The sequence below is a fragment of the Bacillus sp. BK450 genome (assembly GCF_004364885.1).
Taxonomy (GTDB): domain Bacteria; phylum Bacillota; class Bacilli; order Bacillales; family Bacillaceae; genus Bacillus; species Bacillus safensis.
Window position 1 is genome coordinate 679,101 of sequence record NZ_SOBQ01000003.1, and the last position, 19,951, is coordinate 699,051.

Here is a 19,951-nt window from a genome sequence, read left to right on the forward strand (position 1 = left end):
TATATGAAGTATAAAAAATATAAAACGTGGGGATCATGACAACAAGATAACTTAAGATTGAGATGGAAGGTTCACTCGGTTAAATTTTAAAAACCTTTTATTTATCAAGGATTTGAATAGTGTAGAAGGCGAACTTTTGAAGTTCGTCTTCTTCTATTTTTCAGTAATAACTAGATAAATGTCGGCTGTTGTTTTGATCGATTTATGCCCCAGAGCGCTTAGAAATAAATTTCAATTTTTTTCCTTAAGCGCACCGGGGTTTTGTTTGTTTTTTTGGGATTTTAAAATTGTGCAAGAGCAATTTGGTATTAGCGGTTTGAGGCCGTTGGTGGTAACAAAAATGACATTGAATAGGGATACATTTTCGCAATACTGCTTTAACAAATTGGCGCGGTAGAGTATAAATGGGAATTGCAAAATAGTTTCAGTAGGCTTTTTCAAAGACGATAATATGAAATATATAAATATTTCATATTATCGTTGACGAAGCAACTCTGGTATGTTTTAATTTGTAATATAGAAATATTTCAAAAAATCATATATGTGATTAGGGGCGATTTATTTGAAGAAAAGTAAATTAAATGAATTCGTAACATTCGTTCCTGGTATTAATCCAACAAGAGCACAAAAGCAGTTTGAAACTCAAAAAATAAATTATTATGACCAAGCGTCTTTTGAAGCTGATTATCATCGTGAGGACGTAGCTGTTGAAGAAAAGGAAAAACCTTTATCTCAAAATAACCTATCGTTAAATGAAGGTGATGTTGTTATCAGTAACTCATTGCAGCTGGCCACAATTGTTGGTGAAAATAATGTTGGTAAAGTGTTGTCCCTCAACTTTACGAAAATAGAGTTTGATAGCGAACAACTTGATAAGAGATATTTTCTTTACTTGTTTAATGCTCATAAAGATGTGAAGCAGCAAAAAGAAAGGGGGTCACAGGGGACTGGCTCTATTCTAAGAATTCCGATTCGTGCCCTTGGAGAAATGATCGTTCCAGTTGTTCCGATCGAGGAACAGAAGAAAATAGGCACTATATACGTAGAAACAATGAAGTTACAAAATAAGTTAAGCCAATACGCAGACTTGATATGGCAGTTTACGAGCTCGGTAATAGAAGAAACATTAAAGGGGGAGTAATGAAATGAAAAGTCAATCGGAATTAGCATTTGAAAATGAAGTTATCGATTATTTGACCAAAATCGGTGGAGTAAAACAATGGGAATACAAAAAAGACATTAAAACAACTGAACAACTTTGGGATAACTTTAAAATAATCCTAGAACAAAACAATAGCGCACGATTAGATGAGCCCTTGTCTGTTACTGAATTTAACCAAGTGAAGAAAATCATCACTAGTATCGAATCACCTTACCAGGCCGGACAGTTTTTGTATGGCGTTAATGGTGTTTCTGAAATTGAAGTTGACCTTGATAATGGTAGACATGTGTTCTTGACAGTATTCGATCAAGCCCAAGTCGGTGGCGGGAATACCGTTTATCAAGTAGTAAATCAAATTAAACGGCCAAAAGTTGTTGATGGTAAAACGACTCGCAGATTTGATGTGACTTTGCTCATTAATGGTTTGCCGATTATTCAAATTGAATTAAAGAAAGCACTTCATAGCGCTACGGAATCTATAAATCAGATGGAACAGTATATAGCTGAAAAACAATTCAGCGGTATCTTTTCAACTTTGCAGATTTTAATCGCGATGACACCGTTTGATATTCGTTATATGGCAAATACCCCACTCGAAAATTTTAACCGAGCTTTTGCTTTCAACTGGCAAAACGAAGATGATGCTCGCCCTATTCGATCATGGAAGACATTTGCGGATAAAGTGTTGTCCATTCCAATGGCTCATGATTTGGCAACACGTTACATGGTACTAGATGGTACAAAAAACAAAGAAAGTATCAAAGTCATGCGTCCGTATCAAGTCTATGCCACAAAGCGTGTACTTGATAAAGTTAGAAAGTTTGACTTTAAATATGATGGTGGTAAATTAGGATACATTTGGCACACGACAGGCTCAGGTAAAACAATCACAAGTTTTAAGACGGCGTGGCTGGCAAGCCGTCTATCAAATGTAGATAAAGTGATCTTCTTGGTTGACCGGATCGCACTTACCAACCAAACAGCAGATGCTTATAAAGCCTATGATCCTGTTGCTGGTTTTGAAGGGAAAACTGGTGTGGTGGGTGACACAGCCAATATCTCAGACCTTCATCGCAAACTAACGAAGAAAAGCGATAAGAACATCATAGTAACAAGTATCCAAAAAATGTCGCGTTATGTAGGGCGGGACAGTTTCAAGCCACTTAATGAAAATATTCTTTTTATCGTGGATGAAGCCCACCGTTCAACTGGCAGTGGTACTGAAAATGAAGGGATGCTTGAAACAATTCGAAAAGCAATTCCTAATTCTGCTTGGATTGGTTATACTGGTACACCAAAATTCCCCGAAACACGAGAAATCTTTGGTGAACTATTACATGCATATACCATTAAAGAAGCGATTGCAGATAAAAACGTATTAGGGTTTAACGTTGAATTTAAGGAAACGATCGAGGCTCCCGAAGATCCTACCGAAGATGATATTGATGATAATGTTCGTGGAAGTGTTTACGACTATAGTCCAGAACATGTGAAGTTAGTAGTGAAAGACATCTTTGATAATTGGAAGAAACGTTCAAATGAGCGCAAATATAATGCCTTGTTTACAGTTCATGTAGGAGGTAACAAAGCAAGTACACCAAGAGCGATGGAATATTTCGATAAGTTTGCAGAAGAGAATGCGAGTCGTCCAGTAGATCAACGATTAAAAGTTGCGGTGAGTTTCTCGGCAGATACATCCAATAGTGTTCATCAGCTGAAAACGAACGAAAACTTGCACAGAGCCATCAAAGCCTATAATGCAATGTTTGGCACAGCTTTTGATATGACGACAGTTAAAGCCTACACAGAAGACTTAGCACGACGTTTGAACAAGACAGCTGATGATGGCAACTATTTAGATTTGGTCATTGTTGTGGATCAACTTTTGACCGGTTTTGATGCGCCTGAGATGAATACGCTCTATATTGATCGAACACTTAAAGGTGGTAACTTGATTCAGGCATACTCACGTACAAATAGAATACATAACCTTGTCGATAAGCCTTGGGGAAATGTCGTGAATTATCGTTGGCCGGAGCAAAACGAGTATGAAATGAATAAAGCTTTTGCTATTTATTCAAATCGTGCATCTGCCGACGAACAGCTTTCACTTGAAGAATTGAAGAAAGGCAACGAAGAGTCTGGTATCACTTCCAAACCATTTAGCAAGGTCCAAGCTGAGATGCAACAAGTCATCAACAAGCTTTCCACACTCACAGATGATTTTATACAATTACCACCAAGTGAAAAAGCACAGGATGAAGTCTTTGAGAATCTGAAAGAGTATAATCGTTTATTGAGTCAGTTGAAACAATATACCGAAGACGATGACAAAAATCCTATATCAGCCTATGATAATCCTGAAGAGTTCTATGAACGTCTAGGTATTACTGAAGAGCAGGAAGTCATTTTAACAACTGTAATCGCAGGTGAGTTGAAAGAACGACGTGCAAAGCGAGAAGACATTGATATTTCGCAAGTCAATCTCTCGATGGTTCATATTCACGATGTGACCATCAACTACGATTATTTGATTGATTTGATCGCCCGAATGGCTGACGAAGTTCACGCGAACGAAATGTCAAAAGCGGAAAGTACACGTGATGAAATCCAAGTTGAAATCGCCAAGTCTGACAATGAAAAAGAAAAATCTAAGGTGAGTCATTTTGTATCTAAAATTTTCTCAAAAGAATTTGAATTTGATCATTATCCAGCACCTCGAAGTGTTGAAAAAATGAACCAAGCAATGGATCAAGCACAAAAGGATACGAATATCCAACTTGTAACGAACTTCATCCGTACTTGGGGACTTGATAACAGCACAAAGCCTAAGGAACTTGAAAACTTGATTAAGAAACACCGATTAGGTCAAGAGGATATGGATAAACAAGGTGAGTTAACAGCAATCATGAATGACGCAAGAGCTGATTATAAAGAAATCGCAGCTGAAAAGATTGCAGAATTAACTTGGGTACGATATCGCATTGAATTTCGTAAGGCATTTTACGAAATGGCCGACGAAATTAAGAAGGGAGAATAGTCAAGTGATAAAATTATGCAGACTACAAAAAGGAGATCAGAAATGAGCGATAAAATAACAAAATCACCTCAAATCAGATTCACAGGATTTACAGATGCTTGGGAACAGCGTAAGGCTAAAGAATTATGCACAATTTCTACAGGAAAGGGAAATACCCAGGATAAGGTTGAATATGGTAAATATCCATTTTACGTTCGTTCGGCAACTATTGAGAGAAGCAACGATTTTCTTTATGATCAAGAAGCAGTATTGACAGTTGGAGATGGAGTTGGAACAGGAAAAGTATTTCATTATGTAAATGGAAAATACAATTTACATCAAAGAGTGTATAGGATGTACGATTTCAATAGTGCTGTCTCAGCAAAATATTTTTACTATTACTTTTCTAAAAACTTTTATCGAAGGGTTATGGCAATGACTGCCAAAACATCTGTTGATTCTGTACGTATGGAAATGATTGCTGATATGGATATTACATTTCCAAATGAACAGGAACAAAAAAAGATTGTGGACTTATTTGATGATCTTGACAATACTATCACCCTTCATCAGCGCAAGCTGGAACTGCTTAAGGATACGAAAAAGAGTCTGCTTCAAAAAATGTTTCCGAAAGATGGAGCCAATGTTCCTGAAATTCGCTTTGAAGGATTTACTGATGCTTGGGAACAGCGTACTGTTAGTGAATTGGCTGATAGATATGATAATTTACGAGTCCCAATTACTGCATCTGACCGTGTGTCTGGTAGCACTCCGTATTATGGAGCAAACGGTATTCAAGATTATGTAGAAGGATTTACTCATGATGGTGAGTTTATTTTAGTTGCGGAAGATGGGGCCAATGATTTGCAGAACTATCCTGTCCAGTACGTCAACGGCAAGGTTTGGGTAAATAATCATGCTCATGTCTTACAAGCAAAATCAGAAATTGCAGATAATAAATTTCTAATGAATGCGATGAAACACACGAATATTGAACCTTATTTAGTTGGTGGTGGACGTGCAAAACTTAATGCAGATGTGATGATGAAAATTAGTTTTCGAGTACCTGAATTGGCAGAACAAAAGCATATTGGCTCAATTTTTGCCAACCTTGACCACCTCATCACCCTTCATCAGCGTGAGTTAAGTTCGCTTAAAAATTTAAAGCAATCACTGCTTCAACAAATGTTTGTATAAGAAAAGGAGATTACACAAATGAGTAATGCAACAAAAATTACATCAAAGCTATGGGAAATGGCTAACAAACTGCGTGGGACTATGGATGCAAGTGAGTACAAGAACTATATTTTGCCATTTATGTTCTATCGATACTTATCAGAAAATCAAGATGAATACTTAAAAATCAATGGTTTGGAAGAGTTCTACGAAGTGACAGATGAAACTGAAAAAGAAGATTATCTTGAGGAAATTAGTAAAGGTATCGGATATGCGATTGATCCTGCCTACACTTGGGACAAAATCGTATCAAAAATTGAAAATCATAAAATCAAAGCTAGTGACTTCCAAGATATGTTTGACTCATTCAATACAAATGCAAAACGTAACGCGATTGCCGAAGCTGATTTTGCTAATGTATTTTCAGATGTTAACTTTGGGGACACACGTCTAGGTTCAAGTACAAACGAACGTGCAAAGGCTTTGAATGATATCGTGTTGATAATAAACGAGTTCACTTTCAAAGACGATTCAGGGCACGACATTTTGGGTGATGTTTATGAATACTTAATTGGACAATTTGCTGCAAATGCTGGTAAAAAAGGAGGGGAATTTTATACACCACATGAAGTTAGTCAAATCTTAGCGAAAATCGTCACGAATGATGCAGATGGTACTGGCGGTCAATTCCGTGTTTATGACCCTACAATGGGATCAGGTTCACTTCTTTTAACAGTCCAAAAAGAATTACCAAATGGTGATGAAGAAGGAAGTGTTGAGTTTTACGGGCAAGAGTTGAATACGACGACTTATAACTTAGCTCGCATGAACTTGATGATGCATGGGGTAAATTATCGCAATATGGAGTTGAAACGTGCAGACACACTGGATGCTGACTGGCCATTTGCCGAAAAAGATGGAACACAAATTCCTTTGAAGTTCGACGCCGTCGTATCAAACCCACCATATTCTCATAAATGGGATACAAAAGATGTTGATCGAGAAAAAGATACACGTTTCAAGGGTTATGGTGTAGCACCTGCATCTAAGGCTGATTATGCTTTTGTACTGCATGGACTTTACCATTTAGATAAAACTGGAACAATGGCTATCGTATTGCCGCACGGGGTACTATTCCGAGGTGCTTCTGAAGGTAAAATCCGCAAAAATATCATAGATAATAATCTATTAGATACTGTGATTGGATTGCCAGCTAACTTGTTTTATGGCACAAGCATCCCAACCTGTGTCTTGGTATTCAAAGGTCGTGAAGCTCGAAAGAGTAAAGATGTTTTGTTTATTGATGCTTCAAACGAGTTTGTAAAAGGAAAGAACCAAAACAAACTCTCCCCTGAAAACATCAACAAAATTATTGAAACATACAGTAACCGTAAAGACGTTGAAAAATATGCTCATGTGGCATCTTTGGAAGAAATCAAAGAAAATGATTACAATTTAAACATTCCACGTTATGTTGACACGTTTGAAGAAGAAGAAGTTATTCCCCTTTCACAAGTGGCTCAAGAGTTGGCAGAAGTTAAAGCGGAAATTGCGAGTTCATATGATAATTTGTTTGGGCTATTGAATGAGCTGGAAGGGACAACAGATGAAGCAAAAGAAGAACTAAGTAAATTTATCCGTCTTTTAGGTAAATAATAGTCTTAAAAAAGAGTATTGGATTTAATTCATGTCTCTTTTTGGCTTGAAAATTTCTTTATTTCCGTATTAATCAAGTTCGAAATGGAAGTTTCTATCGGCTAATAATAAAAGACCAAAAACGTGATATCAAACGTTTTTGGTCTTTTTGTTTTTGAAAAAATACAACTTACATCCCGCTAGGTGAGTAAAACTCATCAAAAGCTTTAGACAAATCGTCAGCTGCAGATGACAAGATCGTTTCTTCTTCTAAAATCGCTGTTCCTTGTGCTCGGACAATATGAAATTGATGAAACCCCATCAAGTTTTGAAATATTTCTTTTAGGTAATGATGTGAAAATTCCAGAGGTGTATATCGATCGTTATTTGTGAAAATTGAGCCGCTTGCTTGAAGTAAAAGTACACGATAATCGTCAGTCATCAGACCAACAGAACCATTTTCTGTATATTTGAACGTTTCTCTCGCAATAAAGATATTATCTATATAATCTTTCATTCGTGAAGTCACATTGAAATTATGAACAGGTGACACGATCACAATTCGATGATGTGCTTTGAATTGAGCCAATAAAGCAGATGAAGCAGCGGCGATTTTTTCCTCGTCAGCCGTTAATGCTTGTTCGGATGCTTGCTTATCCCAAATTCCTAGCAGCTGTTCTTTTTCGATACGAGGAATTTCAGTTCCATATAAATGTAAAATGGTTGGTTCTTCATGAGGAAACCTTTCTTTAAACTGTTTTAAAAAAAGAGTTTGCAGTTTGTTTGAATAACTTTCTTGTTGAGTAAAATCTGGGTGTGCGTTAATGATTAATGTTTGCATGTACATGCTCCTTTTCTTTTGATAAGCTGAGTATAAATGATAAAGGTGACAAAAGAAGTCACCTTTTTAAGAGGGAAAACAAATGAAAAAATCAGAACGATTAAACCAAGAACTTATTTTTTTAAGCGATAAACACTCTTTTCAGTTAAAGGACTTACAATCCGAATTTGACATTTCTAAAAGGACGGCTTTAAGAGATATAGAAGAACTAGAGTCCATGGGCTTAGCTTTTTACGTTGAACCTGGCAGACACGGAGGATATCGACTGGTGAATCAATCTCCATTGGTTCCTATTTATTTCAATATAGAAGAAGTCCAAGCTATTTTTTTCGCTCTAAAAGCTCTAGACCTGGTGTCAGCAACACCATTTAAAAAATCTTACTCACAAATTCGGCAAAAGTTGTTTGCCACAATGTCTGATGAGAAAAAGCAAATGATTACGGAGACTTTGGATGTGATTCATTACTATAATGTCGCACCAGTTAGTGAACAAAATCATTTGGAATTGATTTTACAGGCAATGATGAAAGATCAAATCGTGAAGATGACGTACACTCAATATGAAAATAAATGGATCAGGCTGCAATTTCTTGAGTTGTTTTATCGAAATGGCATTTGGTTTTCTCAAGCATATGATGTTCAAAATAAAAAGTGGGGCATCTATAGATGTGACTTTATGAAGGACATGGTGATTGAAGAAGAAATCAGAGACACATTTACAAAGGAAGAATTAAAAGAACTGCAGCTCGAATACGAAAAAACTTATCATGATATCTCATTTAAATGTCGATTAACGGAACAAGGAAAAGAAAAGTTTTTAAAGCATCATTACCCAAATATGAGATTGGAGATCATTGATCAGATCCCTTATATTGTGGGTGGATACAACCAAGAAGAATTATCGTATATGACTCATTATTTGATGTCATTTGGGAAACATGTGAAAATTGAATACCCAGATGAATTGAAAGAAAGTTATTTGAATCAATTACGAGAAGTGATTGACAAGTATTGAATCAAAAAAAATGAATATACTACAGAAAAGGCGAACCACTAAAGTTCGCCTTTTCCCACTCTTTTTAACTACTATTATTTCAGTTACTTCGCCATATCCATTGTATTTGTTTTCGGTTGATCATCAACCTTCCCATATGTCAGCTGACGCCAAATAAACTCCATCGGGCCATATTTGAACCGCTTTAACCATAGTGTACTGAAGAGCACTAGGAAGACATAAACCCCCAGCCCAATCATGAACGTGCCAACAGGGTGAAGATGATCGGCAAGTCCGGCTCCGTATTTCAGAAATAGCATTGTGCCAATGATGGAGTGAAGCAAATAGCAGGTCAGTGACATGCGTCCGACTTTGGTAAAGACCATCAAAGCACCTCGCAGCTGAGGGACGTGAAGAAACAGCATCGCAAGTGTACTCATATAAAACATACTGCCAGTTAATCCCCCGTTTTGTTCCAGAGCAGTGGCAATGTTCATCCAGAGTGTATTTTCAAAAGGATTGACCGCTGCTATGATCGTACTGCCTTGGGTGATGAGAAAAGCGATGGCAAAAATGATCCAAATGCGATTCCAAATCGTTTTTTTCGCCTCCATGTTTTTGAAAAACTCCATTTTCACAAAATACACACCAAGTAAAAACATGAAAAACATAGAATAGACGGTGGAAAAAGAACTTGAAGCCATTGTCACCATATCTGTCCACCGGTCACCAATAGATGCTAAATAAGTCAGACTGTTGTGGCTGATTAATTCAAAATCAGCAAAGTCCGGCTTGCCTGATGATCCTGAACTGACAGTATTGAACAGCATCGTGAAAATAGGTGTGAGCAATTGAATCACAAAAAGTGTGATGAGCCAGTATAGGATGGTTTTGGCTGTGCGTTTGTAAAAGAAAAGCAATAAAAAGCCAGCGACTGCATAATAGGCCAAAATGTCACCAATCCAAACAAAAGTTAAATGCAGAAGGCCAAATCCTAAGAGAATGGTTAATCTGCGGGCAAACAGCTTATTCGGACTGTCCACCTTCTGAGCAGCTCGATCCATAAAAATCATAAAACCAACGCCGAATAGAAAGGAGAACAACGTAATGAATTTCCCTGAGGCAAACCAATTCACCACATTGTGAAAGACATCATTTGACAGCATGTCAAATCCCTTGGCCGAATCCACGATCAAAAAGTAATTGACTAGAATAATCCCCATTAAGGCGAACCCTCGTACAATGTCCAAGAAATGAACCCGTTCCCGCAGACTCATCGGTTGTCCGTGTGCTACTTTGTTTGCATTCATATCCATGCTCCTTTTCTTGTTATGATAATGTGATTCGGATCAATTCATTGATCCTACAATGAATCAATATACGGCCCAATTCTTAACAATTTATGAAGATCCATTTTTTTGAAAATAAATGTGACAAATTGATGGCAGATGGTCAAATTCATAAACTGTTAAGGTTTATGCTGTATCTTTTCACATAACTAGATGATATATAGTAAAGACATAAAAGAAAGAGCAACACATTACATGAGGTGAGAGGCATGACCCATCGAATATTAGTCGTAGAAGATGATCAGGATATTGGGGACCTTCTGCAGGAATCCCTTTCACGTGCAGGATATGAGGTGCTAAAAGCGATGAATGGCGAGCAAGCATTGAAGTTTGTGGACGATTCGCTCGATTTGGTGATTTTGGATGTGATGATGCCGGGGCTCTCAGGCATCGAAACGTGCCAGCAGATAAGAGCCTCTTCCAATGTCCCGATTCTATTTCTAACAGCCAAATCAAGTACATTCGATAAAACCGAAGGCTTACTTGCCGGCGGGGATGATTATATGACAAAACCTTTTTCACAAGAGGAGCTTCATGCTAGAGTGATTGCACAATTACGCAGGTATACTGTCTATCAGGAAAAGAAGGAACAGGAAGAGACCTTTCTTGTTGGGGGCAAACTGAAGGTAAGTGAAGAATTTAATGAAGTATGGAAAGAAAACCAGCAAATTAAGCTGTCTGATCTAGAATATCGGATGTTAAAACTGCTTATGAGCAGGCGAAACAAAATCTTTTCAGCCCAAAATATTTATGAAAGCGTGTGGGGACAGCCTTATTTCTATTGTTCCAACAATACGGTGATGGTGCATATTCGAAAGCTGCGTGCCAAAATTGAGGATGATCCTGCGCGTCCTGTATATATCAAAACTGAATGGGGAAGAGGATATCGATTTGGCACATCCACATCGTAAATATACACTGGCCAAAAAGCTTGCACTGCTGATTTTGGTGGCTGCAATTGTGAGTGGTATTGTCTTTTTGACGCTGCAAAAGATCACCAATGATTTGATCGATGGATATTTGAGTTCGGACGAGTATTACGATCAGGAATCAGCCAAGTACATTCAAAAATTCAGCCGCTATGTGTCTGAGAATGAGCTGTCTTCAACGGATCGAAAAGCGTTTGGCGAGTGGGTGAAAAAAGAGAATTACATTAATTTGACCATCTTCAAGGATCAAGTGCTGCAATATGACTCTATTTATTCCGCTGCCGATGAATCGGCGTACGGAAAAGAAAAGGTGACCCAGTACGCTGAGCAACATTCGTTTCCTGTTCAGTTTAGCGACGGTGAAGGTCGGGTCATGGTGGATGGTTTCTATTCGTCTCGTTACCACGATCTTGCGTTTACACTCGAGCTGCTCGGAGCAACGCTTATTTTTCTCCTCATGGTTCTTCTCGGTATTCGCAAAAGTCTGCGCTACCTGCAAACGATTCACCAAGAGATACATATTCTTGAAGGCGGAGAGCTGGACTATGAGATGACGGTGAAAGGGCATGACGAATTAGCGATGATTGCCAAAAGTATTGAGGACCTTCGTAAAGCTTTTTTGGACAAGCTTCAAGCCATTGATGAGCTGCAAGAAGAGAGCCGCAGCTTGGTTACTGAAATGTCACACGATATGAGAACACCGCTGACGTCGCTGATGATGAATTTGGAGTTTGCGAAAAAAGAGGAGGCTGGAGCGGATACCCGTAAGGATCATTATATAGCAAGTGCTTATGAAAAAGCACTGCAATTGAAAAATCTATCTGATAATCTGTTCGCCTATTTTCTACTTGATAAAGAACATGAACCTGAGCTTGAGACAGTTGCAGTCAAAGAGGTCATTTACGATCTCTTATCAGATCAGGTGGCGATTTTGCAGCAAGAGACATTTAAGGTTCATCTTTTAGGAGAGCTGCCAGACAGCTATATCAATGTGAATGTCGAGGAGCTTGGCCGAGTGTTTGATAATCTGATGTCGAACATACTGAAATACGCTGACCCGAAAAAAGATATCAATCTCACGTTTCTATCCGACCAAGAAATCTTTGAGATCCATATCAGCAATGCGATAAACGAGACAGATAACACCCAGGAAAGCACTGGACTTGGTGAACGAAGCATAAAACGAATGATGTCCCGCATGCACGGGCAGTTTGAAAGGATGGAAAAGAACGGCGTTTACTACATCGTGCTGCGATTCTGGCATATTAAAATATAGCTGACAAATGAATAACATGGAATGGAGAGACAATCTAATGAAACGATTCAACAACTTCCAAAAGGTACCGGATCTCTTGCAAGGCCTTCTGAATATTTGTTTATTCTTTCTGGCCATTGCTTTAAGCGTCCTCTTAATTAGTGAAACTTGGTATATTGTCCAATTCGTTTACAAGAATTTGCTCAGCAAAGAAGACAGTTATTATGAAATGCTTGGTGAGTTGCTGATCTTCTTTATGTACTTTGAGTTTATTGCCTTAATTATTAAGTACTTTAAATCAAACTTTCATTTTCCGCTTCGCTATTTTATTTATATTGGCATCACAGCCGTTATTCGTTTGATTATCATCGATCATAAAGAGGCTGAATCGACCTTCTGGTGGGCGCTGACCATACTTGCTATGACCTGTGCACTCTTTATCGCGAGCAAAAGAGATGCTGCTCAAGAGCATGAGGAAGTGAAGTAAGGAAAGAGGGCGAACGATGGACGTTCGTCTTTTTCGTTAAATAATTGATCATGGTCTATCTGTATTTGATCAGTCCGATATATGGAGTGAGCAAATCATGAATTCTTTCTCCTACACACCTTTGTCTGCTAATTCAAAGAGATAGCAGACAAGCCAGATTTTTGCGGGATATCAGTCACATAATAATTCCTATATAAAAGAAACACCGATAAATGAAATGCTGCTAAAGATCACAACATTCACTTATCGGTGTTTTTTACTTTATCGATTATATAGTACCCTCATAATAAGCATAGAGTCCAGAGCTTCCTTTAAAATACCATTTCATTCCGTATGCTGTGAAAGAGTTTGCAAAAATAGCTGTGTCGGAGTACATACATAAGAAAGGCTTGTCTGAGTTGCGAAATTTCCGTAAGATATCTGCGGGACAGGGCGTCTCGAAATTGCTTGTACGAGCAACTCCATCTGAACTTTTTGCTGGTGAAGATGAAGTAGCATTTGCTGCTGGAACATAAGAAGAAAGAAGTAACCCAAAAGAAAGAGCGACACCAGTCATTGTTTTTTTCCAATTCATTATGATCATTCCCCTTCCAAAAATTGTATTGTTACAACTTCATTATAGGAAAATAGATAGCGTCAAAAAAGAGACGAAAGAATTATATTTTCCACAATATGTTATTTTGTGATTAGGAGATTATCATCTGTTATTTTTATATTTTACATTGACACCATCTTTTTCTATGATAAAATCAAATTGTGATAATGAGAATCGTTATCAAACGATATGACTACATATAGAATGGATAGGTGAGGTACATGTTCAAGAAATCTTTTTGGTCGCTATTAGTTGTGCTCTCCATCGTTTTACTTGCAGCTTGCGGCAGCAATAGCAGTAACGGCAAGTCAGATAGTAAAGAGAAAACAAGAACCGTTGAAAGCGCTATCGGTTCAACTGAAATTCAAGGATCGCCTAAACGTGTGGTGACACTGTACCAAGGAGCAACGGATGCAGCAGTCGCTATGGGCATTAAACCAGTAGGTGTTGTTGAATCATGGCTTGAAGCACCTACGTATAAATATTTAAGAAATGACTTAAAGGATGTTAAAATTGTTGGGCAGGAAACACAGCCAAACTTAGAGGAAATTGAAAAGCTCAAGCCTGATTTGATCATTGCATCGAAAATCCGTCACGAGCAAATTTTTGATCAGCTGAAAGAAATCGCTCCAACTGTTGCAACTGAAACTGTGTTCACATTTAAAGATACAGTGAAGTTGATGGGTGAAGCGTTAAACCAGGAAGACAAATCAAAAGAATTGCTGACAAAGTGGGATGACCGCGTCGCTGATTTCAAAGAAAAAGCGAAAAAAGACATCAAAAACTGGCCAATGAGTGTATCTGTGGTGAACTTCCGTGCAGATCATGCTAGAATCTATCAAACTGGTTTCGCAGGATCCATTTTAACAGAGCTAGGCTTTGAAGGACCTAAGAATGTCAAAGATAAAAAGCAAGACATCATTACACTGACAGACAAAGAGAGCATTCCGCAAATGGATGCAGATGTGATCTATTACTTTATGGATGAAAAGGATAAAGCGGTTGAAAAAGCATATAAAGAGTGGACGAGTCATCCTTTATGGAAGCAGCTTGACGCAGTGAAAGCGAAACAGGTGCATAAAGTAGATGAAATCACTTGGAACATGGGCGGCGGTATTATCGCTGCAAACATGATGCTTGATGATATTTACGATCGTTTAGGAATTGATAAATAAGTCGTAACAGAGGAGAAAATGTGAATATACCATTTTCTCCTTTTTTCCATAACAGATTGAAAGCGGGAATCAGATGAGAAGTTTAATAAAAAAGGATTCAAGCAAGGCACTGCTTTTTGCTGGATTCATTGTGTTGATGTTGGTCTTTTTTATGCTCAGTATTTCCCTTGGGCAAACCTCAATTTCCCTCAAAGCCACCATCCATGCTTTTCTTCAATTTGATGAATCGGATCCAAACAGTGTCATTGTCATGACATCCAGATTATCAAGAGCTTTAATTGCAACAGTCGTTGGCTCAAGCCTGGCGATTTCAGGTGCACTCATGCAGGCATTGACGAGAAATCCGCTTGCGGCGCCTGATTTATTAGGAATTAATGCAGGTGGACTATTTTTTATCGTGATTTCGATTGTTTTCTTTTCAACAGAGTCTTTAACAAGCTATATGTGGACAGCCTTTCTAGGCGCAGCGATTGCAGGGATGCTCGTTTTTCTATTGGGTTCTATTGGAAGAGATGGATTGACGCCGGTCAAAATAGTCCTTGCAGGTGCGGCGATATCTGCACTGTTTGCGTCTTTTACACAAGGTCTTTTAATCGTGAATGAACAGTCGATTCAAAGCATTTTGTTCTGGATGGCTGGGTCAGTGTCTGGAAGAAGCATTGATATGTTAATCCCTGTTTTGCCTTATATTTTAGGTGCGACTGTAGTGGCGCTGCTTCTTGGACGTTCTATTAATGTTCTTTTGTCGGGAGATGATATTGCCAAAGGACTTGGCCAGCGTACACTGCTGCTGAAAATCACGATGGGTGTACTCGTTGTCTTTTTAGCAGGTGGTTCCGTCGCTGTTGCTGGTTCAATTGGTTTTGTTGGTTTTCTTGTGCCGCATATTGTGAAAAAGCTCGTCGGGCCTGACCACCGCTGGGTACTGCCGTATTGTGCCGTTGTGGGGGCGTCGCTTTTACTTGCCGCGGATCTGGCGGCTCGTTTTCTGATCATGCCGCAGGAAGTGCCGATTGGTGTCATGACTGCGGTAGCAGGAGCGCCTCTATTTGTTTATCTCGTGCGCAAGGGGTTGAAGACAGGTGGCTAAAACATATACAGTGCGTTCTAAAGGCGGGCGCATTTCATTTCAATTTTCAAAGCGGACGTTTTTGATTTTACTTTTATTGACGGCCATTGCCTTTGGCTTATTTATTCTCAGTCTCAGTATGGGAAGCCGGTTCATTCAGCCGGTCGATGTGCTGCTTCATTTAATCGGTCAGGGAGAGGGGAATTCCTTTGTGTTAAATACACTGAGGATTCCACGAACGCTGCTGGCTGTCTTAGTTGGATCCGCACTTGCGGTATCAGGGCTTATTTTGCAAGGGTTGATCCGCAACCCGCTGGCATCACCTGATATCATTGGAATTACAAGTGGTGCTTCGTTTGGTGCGATTATGTTCATCGTCTTTTGGATGGGCACTGTGCCTATTGCTTATCAATCCTTATGGGCGATTGCAGGTGCTTTTGCGGTATCGTGTCTGATCTATTTGCTTTCATGGAAAAAAGGGGTCAAGCCGATCACACTTGTCCTAATGGGAATTGGGATTTCTGCCATTATGAAGGCTTGTGTGACGTTTACGCTTGTTCTTAGTGATACGATGACAACGACAAAGTCTTACATCTGGCTGACGGGGAGCTTATATGGTTCGACGATGAAAGACGTCACTGCGATGCTTCCTTGGGTGATGATCATTTTACCGATTGTCATGGTGTTAGCAAGAACGATGAATGTAAAAGAACTTGGCGATGATCTTGCAACAGGTCTCGGGGTAAAAGTGCAGGCGAAACGATTATTCTTTCTCCTGATGAGTGTGACATTGGCTGGTGTTGCAGTCGCATTTGCAGGCGGCATTGAATTTGTTGGACTCATGGCGCCGCACGTTGCACGGATGATTATTGGACGTTCATTCATAGCGCTTGTCCCAGCATCTGCGCTTGTTGGAAGTATTCTCGTGATGCTGGCTGATCTTGTGGCTAGAACCGCATTTCTACCGTTAGATGTTCCAGCAGGTGTATTTACGGCGGCCATTGGTGCACCGTTCTTTATTTATTTGTTATATCAACAGCGTAATCGATAAACAGAAGATGGGGGTTTTGATATGAGGCCAGAGTGGGTTGAGAGAGAATTACTTGATTTCGGGGTACACATCACAAATGGACCTATGACATCTGATCGCACACTTGCTGCGCTTTTTTCAGAAGCAGCCGTCATACGTTTATTAGAAGCTGAAAAGGAAGCGATGTATGCACCGAATCTTGCGGTAGCAGCCTCTATGTTTTCAAAGCGTTACGCCTACTTAGCCGTCAGTTCCTCTTTATACTTGATGACGCTGTATGACGGTGTCTATCAGTTTCCACCAGCAGCATGTGTATTTAGAGAGGATCGGAAAATTGAAATGGATGAGGCGGCGTGTTCGTTTGTTCCACTAGAAGGAGACAGGCAGGAGTGGAGAGAGAAGGTCGTGCGTGCGCTGTTTACGGAGTGTGTCACGCCTCTTTTAGACGTGCTGAACCGCACATCAAAACTTTCTTATCGTATTTTATGGGAAAATGTAGCGGTTCGAATCAACTCTCTTTATCGAAGCATGATGCGGGAAGCGGAAGAGCCTGCGGTGAAGCAGCGCGTGCGGGAGGATTATCTGTATCTGAAGCAGGCGGCTGGAGATGTTTTTGGAGCTCAGCAAAATCTATTTCAGCACAGCCTAAACCTAGACGACAGTTTACTTGAAACATCCAACCGGAAAACCTGCTGTATGTATTATAAGCTTGAGAAAAAATCGGAGAGTCTCGATTATTGTCTTGTTTGTCCGCTTGAAAAAAAGAAAGGCACTGCTTGCTCGTAGCAGTGCCCTTTTTTTATTCCCAAATCTCACTTGCCCATTCAGGGTGATCAATAAAAGGGTTGCGGTTGTGCTGATACGTTTGATATATGATCTCATTGCGGTTCCGTTCGATTTGATCGACTGGGTCCTGTTTGTGCCATTTGAGAAGTACAGACATTTTGCCGTGAAGAGGAGAGCTTCCATTATTTACTTTGTCGTTCAATTCTAAATCTGGAAAGCGGTCATCGCCTTCGTAGCGAACCGCCATATAAAAGAGCATTCTCGCAACATCTCCTTTGACCCGGTTGTGAGGTTCGAATGAGTCGCTGTCGTAGAAGTTGCCTGGCGCTCCTTTGTATTCATTACCGCCCGTGTCAAAATCTAAATTTCCGCGTGTGCTGTTCGTTTGCACATCTGTCGCACGAAGGTGGTGGAGATCCGTCCCAGGCCCTTGGCTCGTCCCAAAATTGCCGTGAGACTTGGCCCAGACATGCTCCCGGTTCCACTGGCCCACATTTCCGCCATTCGCTTGTTTTGAGCGGGAGACACCACTATAAAGAAGCAGCACATTGTTTGGGTTATTGGGGTCTTCATCTGTTTTCTTTAAGGCATCCCACACCTGGCTGTAGGATAGCTGCGTATGATCATCAATAATATCGTGTAAGGCTTTCTTAAGAGCGGGTCCTGATTTGCCAGCAGCAGATTGGTAATAGGAATCGATTTGACTTGTGGCGGCAGTTTGAAATTGTTGTGCAGATGTTTCGTTTTGAAGCTGTAACGGGGAAAAGGTGATCGTTTGACTAGGTTCACTCAGATTGAAACCTTGAGCATTTGCAGCTGGAGGCAGCGGGGCGGCGAATGTGCCGAATATCATGATTCCGGCGGCCACAGTTCCAAATAAAGTTCTTTTCATTCGATTTCCTCCTTGAAAGGGAATGTATTCCCTTTATTTCTATCATATTGCCATGAAGAAATAAATGGATTTATCGTAAATTTTATGTAATAAGTTTATAGGAAAAGAGATTGCTATTTTAGGCGCATTCCTGTATAAGTGGGCTTATAAGGATGGACAGCAAGGGAGAGGATGGATCACGTGAAAGAACTGCAAACACCTTCAAGAACGATTATGACACCGGGACCCGTTGAAGTAGACCCGAGAGTGCTCCGTGTGATGAGCACGCCAATTCTCGGTCAATTTGATCCAGCATTTACACACATTATGAATGAAACAATGACCTTATTGCGGTCACTTTTTCAAACAGAAAACAAATGGGCTTATCCAATTGACGGTACGTCCCGTTCAGGGCTTGAAGCTGTGCTCGCCAGTGTGATTGAACCGGGAGATTCAATGCTTGTGCCTGTCTTTGGCCGCTTCGGTCACCTGCTCATTGAAATAGGGCAGCGTTACGGTGCTGAGGTACATACAATGGAATGTGAATGGGGGACGGTTTTTGATCCTGAAGACATCACCCAAGAAATAAAGCGGGTCAAGCCTAAAATCGTTGCCATGGTTCATGGTGAAACATCCACCGGACGATTACAGCCGCTCAAGCAAATCGGGCAAGCATGCCGGGCTCTTGATGCACTGTTTATTGTAGACGCTGTGGCGACTATTGGCGGTGTCGAGGTAAAAGTGGACGAATGGAAAATAGATGCGGCGATTGGCGGCACGCAGAAATGTTTATCTGTTCCATCAGGTATGTCACCTATTACGTATAATGACCGAGTCGCAGCTGTCATTGAATCGAGAAAGAAAGTAGAAAAAGGCATTGCGACACAGGATGAATTACAAAAACAAATGGACATTTCTCCAATCAAAAGCAATTATTTTGATTTAAGCCAGCTTCAGGATTATTGGAGCCCAAGACGATTAAATCATCATACAGAAGCGACAACGATGCTTTATGCACTGCGAGAAGGGGTTCGTCTTGTGCTGGAAGAAGGGATGTCTGAACGTTTTCAAAGGCACGCATTTCATGAGAAAGCCTTGATGAAAGGTCTTGAAGCAATGGGGCTTGAATTGTTTGGTGATCCAGATTGTAAAATGCCGGTTGTGACCTGTATTGTCATTCCAAGTGGTATTGACGGAGAAGCGGTCCGTGCCGATCTGCTCCATCATTTTGGGATTGAGATTGCAAGCTCCTTTGGACCGCTTGCCGGCCGTATATGGAGAATTGGGACAATGGGCTACAGCTGCCGAAAGGAAAATGTGCTGTTTGTGTTAGCAGGGCTGGAAGCGATTCTCATCAAACACGGTGCGTCTATCCATTGCGGAGCAGGGCTTCAGGCGGCTCTTTCTATCTATGAACAAGCTGAATAACGAGCTCCAACATACTCGCCATTGGCGGGTATTTTTTATTTGGAAAAGAACACTAATTTTTGAAAAACTAGACTTATAGATGAGGTTATCGCTATACTGGAGAAGTTCTTATCATTTTTGTCATCATTTTCATTTATTTGCAGAAAGAGG

At 39.9% G+C, this 19,951-nt stretch carries 17 protein-coding genes; 13 read left to right on the forward strand and 4 right to left on the reverse strand.

Annotated elements, in window-relative coordinates; all coding sequences use genetic code 11:
* Positions 1-562 precede the first annotated feature (562 nt).
* The 4 genes from EV579_RS13310 to EV579_RS13325 are packed head-to-tail and all read left to right on the forward strand — an operon-like array spanning position 563 to position 7,013.
* Positions 563-1,141 (forward strand): restriction endonuclease subunit S, encoded by a 579-nt coding sequence (locus EV579_RS13310; RefSeq protein WP_073979054.1) that lies wholly within the window; start codon positions 563-565, stop codon positions 1,139-1,141.
* 4 nt (positions 1,142-1,145) lie between these two features.
* The gene (locus EV579_RS13315) at positions 1,146-4,202 is read left to right on the forward strand and encodes a type I restriction endonuclease subunit R (RefSeq protein WP_133744595.1); all 3,057 of its coding nucleotides are present in this window, start codon (positions 1,146-1,148) and stop codon (positions 4,200-4,202) included.
* Positions 4,203-4,244: 42 nt separating this feature from the next.
* Positions 4,245-5,378 carry a restriction endonuclease subunit S gene (locus tag EV579_RS13320; RefSeq protein ID WP_133744596.1) on the forward strand — a complete coding sequence of 378 codons (1,134 nt, stop codon included), beginning with the start codon at positions 4,245-4,247 and terminating at the stop codon, positions 5,376-5,378.
* An 18-nt stretch (positions 5,379-5,396) separates the two neighbouring features.
* Positions 5,397-7,013: a type I restriction-modification system subunit M gene (locus EV579_RS13325; RefSeq protein ID WP_133744597.1), complete on the forward strand. Its 1,617-nt coding sequence runs from the start codon at positions 5,397-5,399 to the stop codon at positions 7,011-7,013.
* Positions 7,014-7,182: 169 nt separating this feature from the next.
* On the opposite strand, the gene EV579_RS13330 is transcribed toward EV579_RS13325, so the two are convergent.
* The gene (locus tag EV579_RS13330; RefSeq protein ID WP_133744598.1) at positions 7,183-7,833 is read right to left on the reverse strand and encodes an FMN-dependent NADH-azoreductase; all 651 of its coding nucleotides are present in this window, start codon (positions 7,831-7,833) and stop codon (positions 7,183-7,185) included.
* 82 nt (positions 7,834-7,915) lie between these two features.
* Between EV579_RS13330 and EV579_RS13335 the strand changes: the two genes are divergently transcribed.
* Positions 7,916-8,848 (forward strand): helix-turn-helix transcriptional regulator, encoded by a 933-nt coding sequence (locus EV579_RS13335; protein WP_133744599.1) that lies wholly within the window; start codon positions 7,916-7,918, stop codon positions 8,846-8,848.
* Between the two features lie 83 nt (positions 8,849-8,931).
* Here EV579_RS13335 and EV579_RS13340 read toward each other — a convergent pair whose 3' ends face one another.
* Positions 8,932-10,137, reverse strand: a complete 1,206-nt coding sequence (locus EV579_RS13340) for a DUF418 domain-containing protein (protein ID WP_133744600.1) — start codon at positions 10,135-10,137, stop codon at positions 8,932-8,934.
* A 248-nt stretch (positions 10,138-10,385) separates the two neighbouring features.
* Between EV579_RS13340 and EV579_RS13345 the strand changes: the two genes are divergently transcribed.
* The 3 genes from EV579_RS13345 to psiE are packed head-to-tail and all read left to right on the forward strand — an operon-like array spanning position 10,386 to position 12,847.
* Complete coding sequence (locus EV579_RS13345) at positions 10,386-11,087, forward strand: response regulator transcription factor (protein ID WP_133744601.1); 702 nt, start codon at positions 10,386-10,388, stop codon at positions 11,085-11,087.
* On the forward strand, positions 11,068-12,381 hold the full coding sequence (locus tag EV579_RS13350; protein ID WP_133744602.1) for a HAMP domain-containing sensor histidine kinase: 1,314 nt from the start codon (positions 11,068-11,070) through the stop codon (positions 12,379-12,381). Before EV579_RS13345 ends, EV579_RS13350 begins: the two co-directional genes overlap by 20 nt.
* A 37-nt stretch (positions 12,382-12,418) precedes the next feature.
* Positions 12,419-12,847: a phosphate-starvation-inducible protein PsiE gene (gene psiE, locus EV579_RS13355; RefSeq protein ID WP_133744603.1), complete on the forward strand. Its 429-nt coding sequence runs from the start codon at positions 12,419-12,421 to the stop codon at positions 12,845-12,847.
* A 268-nt stretch (positions 12,848-13,115) separates the two neighbouring features.
* Here psiE and EV579_RS19180 read toward each other — a convergent pair whose 3' ends face one another.
* Entirely contained in the window at positions 13,116-13,421 is a 306-nt protein-coding gene (locus EV579_RS19180; RefSeq protein ID WP_243837413.1) for an LCI fold-containing protein, read from the reverse strand.
* A gap of 242 nt (positions 13,422-13,663) precedes the next feature.
* Between EV579_RS19180 and EV579_RS13365 the strand changes: the two genes are divergently transcribed.
* From EV579_RS13365 to EV579_RS13380, 4 genes are all read left to right on the forward strand, one after another.
* Complete coding sequence (locus tag EV579_RS13365; RefSeq protein WP_103131582.1) at positions 13,664-14,617, forward strand: ABC transporter substrate-binding protein; 954 nt, start codon at positions 13,664-13,666, stop codon at positions 14,615-14,617.
* A 73-nt stretch (positions 14,618-14,690) separates the two neighbouring features.
* Complete coding sequence (locus EV579_RS13370; protein WP_024423381.1) at positions 14,691-15,707, forward strand: FecCD family ABC transporter permease; 1,017 nt, start codon at positions 14,691-14,693, stop codon at positions 15,705-15,707.
* Positions 15,700-16,737, forward strand: a complete 1,038-nt coding sequence (locus EV579_RS13375; RefSeq protein WP_103131581.1) for a FecCD family ABC transporter permease — start codon at positions 15,700-15,702, stop codon at positions 16,735-16,737. The genes EV579_RS13370 and EV579_RS13375 overlap by 8 nt, the downstream gene beginning before the upstream one ends.
* A gap of 21 nt (positions 16,738-16,758) precedes the next feature.
* Positions 16,759-17,502 carry an IucA/IucC family C-terminal-domain containing protein gene (locus EV579_RS13380; RefSeq protein WP_133744604.1) on the forward strand — a complete coding sequence of 248 codons (744 nt, stop codon included), beginning with the start codon at positions 16,759-16,761 and terminating at the stop codon, positions 17,500-17,502.
* 13 nt (positions 17,503-17,515) lie between these two features.
* Here the strand turns inward: EV579_RS13380 and EV579_RS13385 are convergent, their stop codons facing one another.
* The gene (locus EV579_RS13385; protein WP_133744605.1) at positions 17,516-18,394 is read right to left on the reverse strand and encodes an endonuclease I family protein; all 879 of its coding nucleotides are present in this window, start codon (positions 18,392-18,394) and stop codon (positions 17,516-17,518) included.
* A 171-nt stretch (positions 18,395-18,565) separates the two neighbouring features.
* On the opposite strand from EV579_RS13385, the gene EV579_RS13390 reads away from it, so the two are divergent.
* The gene (locus EV579_RS13390) at positions 18,566-19,801 is read left to right on the forward strand and encodes a pyridoxal-phosphate-dependent aminotransferase family protein (protein ID WP_133744606.1); all 1,236 of its coding nucleotides are present in this window, start codon (positions 18,566-18,568) and stop codon (positions 19,799-19,801) included.
* Positions 19,802-19,951 lie beyond the last annotated feature (150 nt).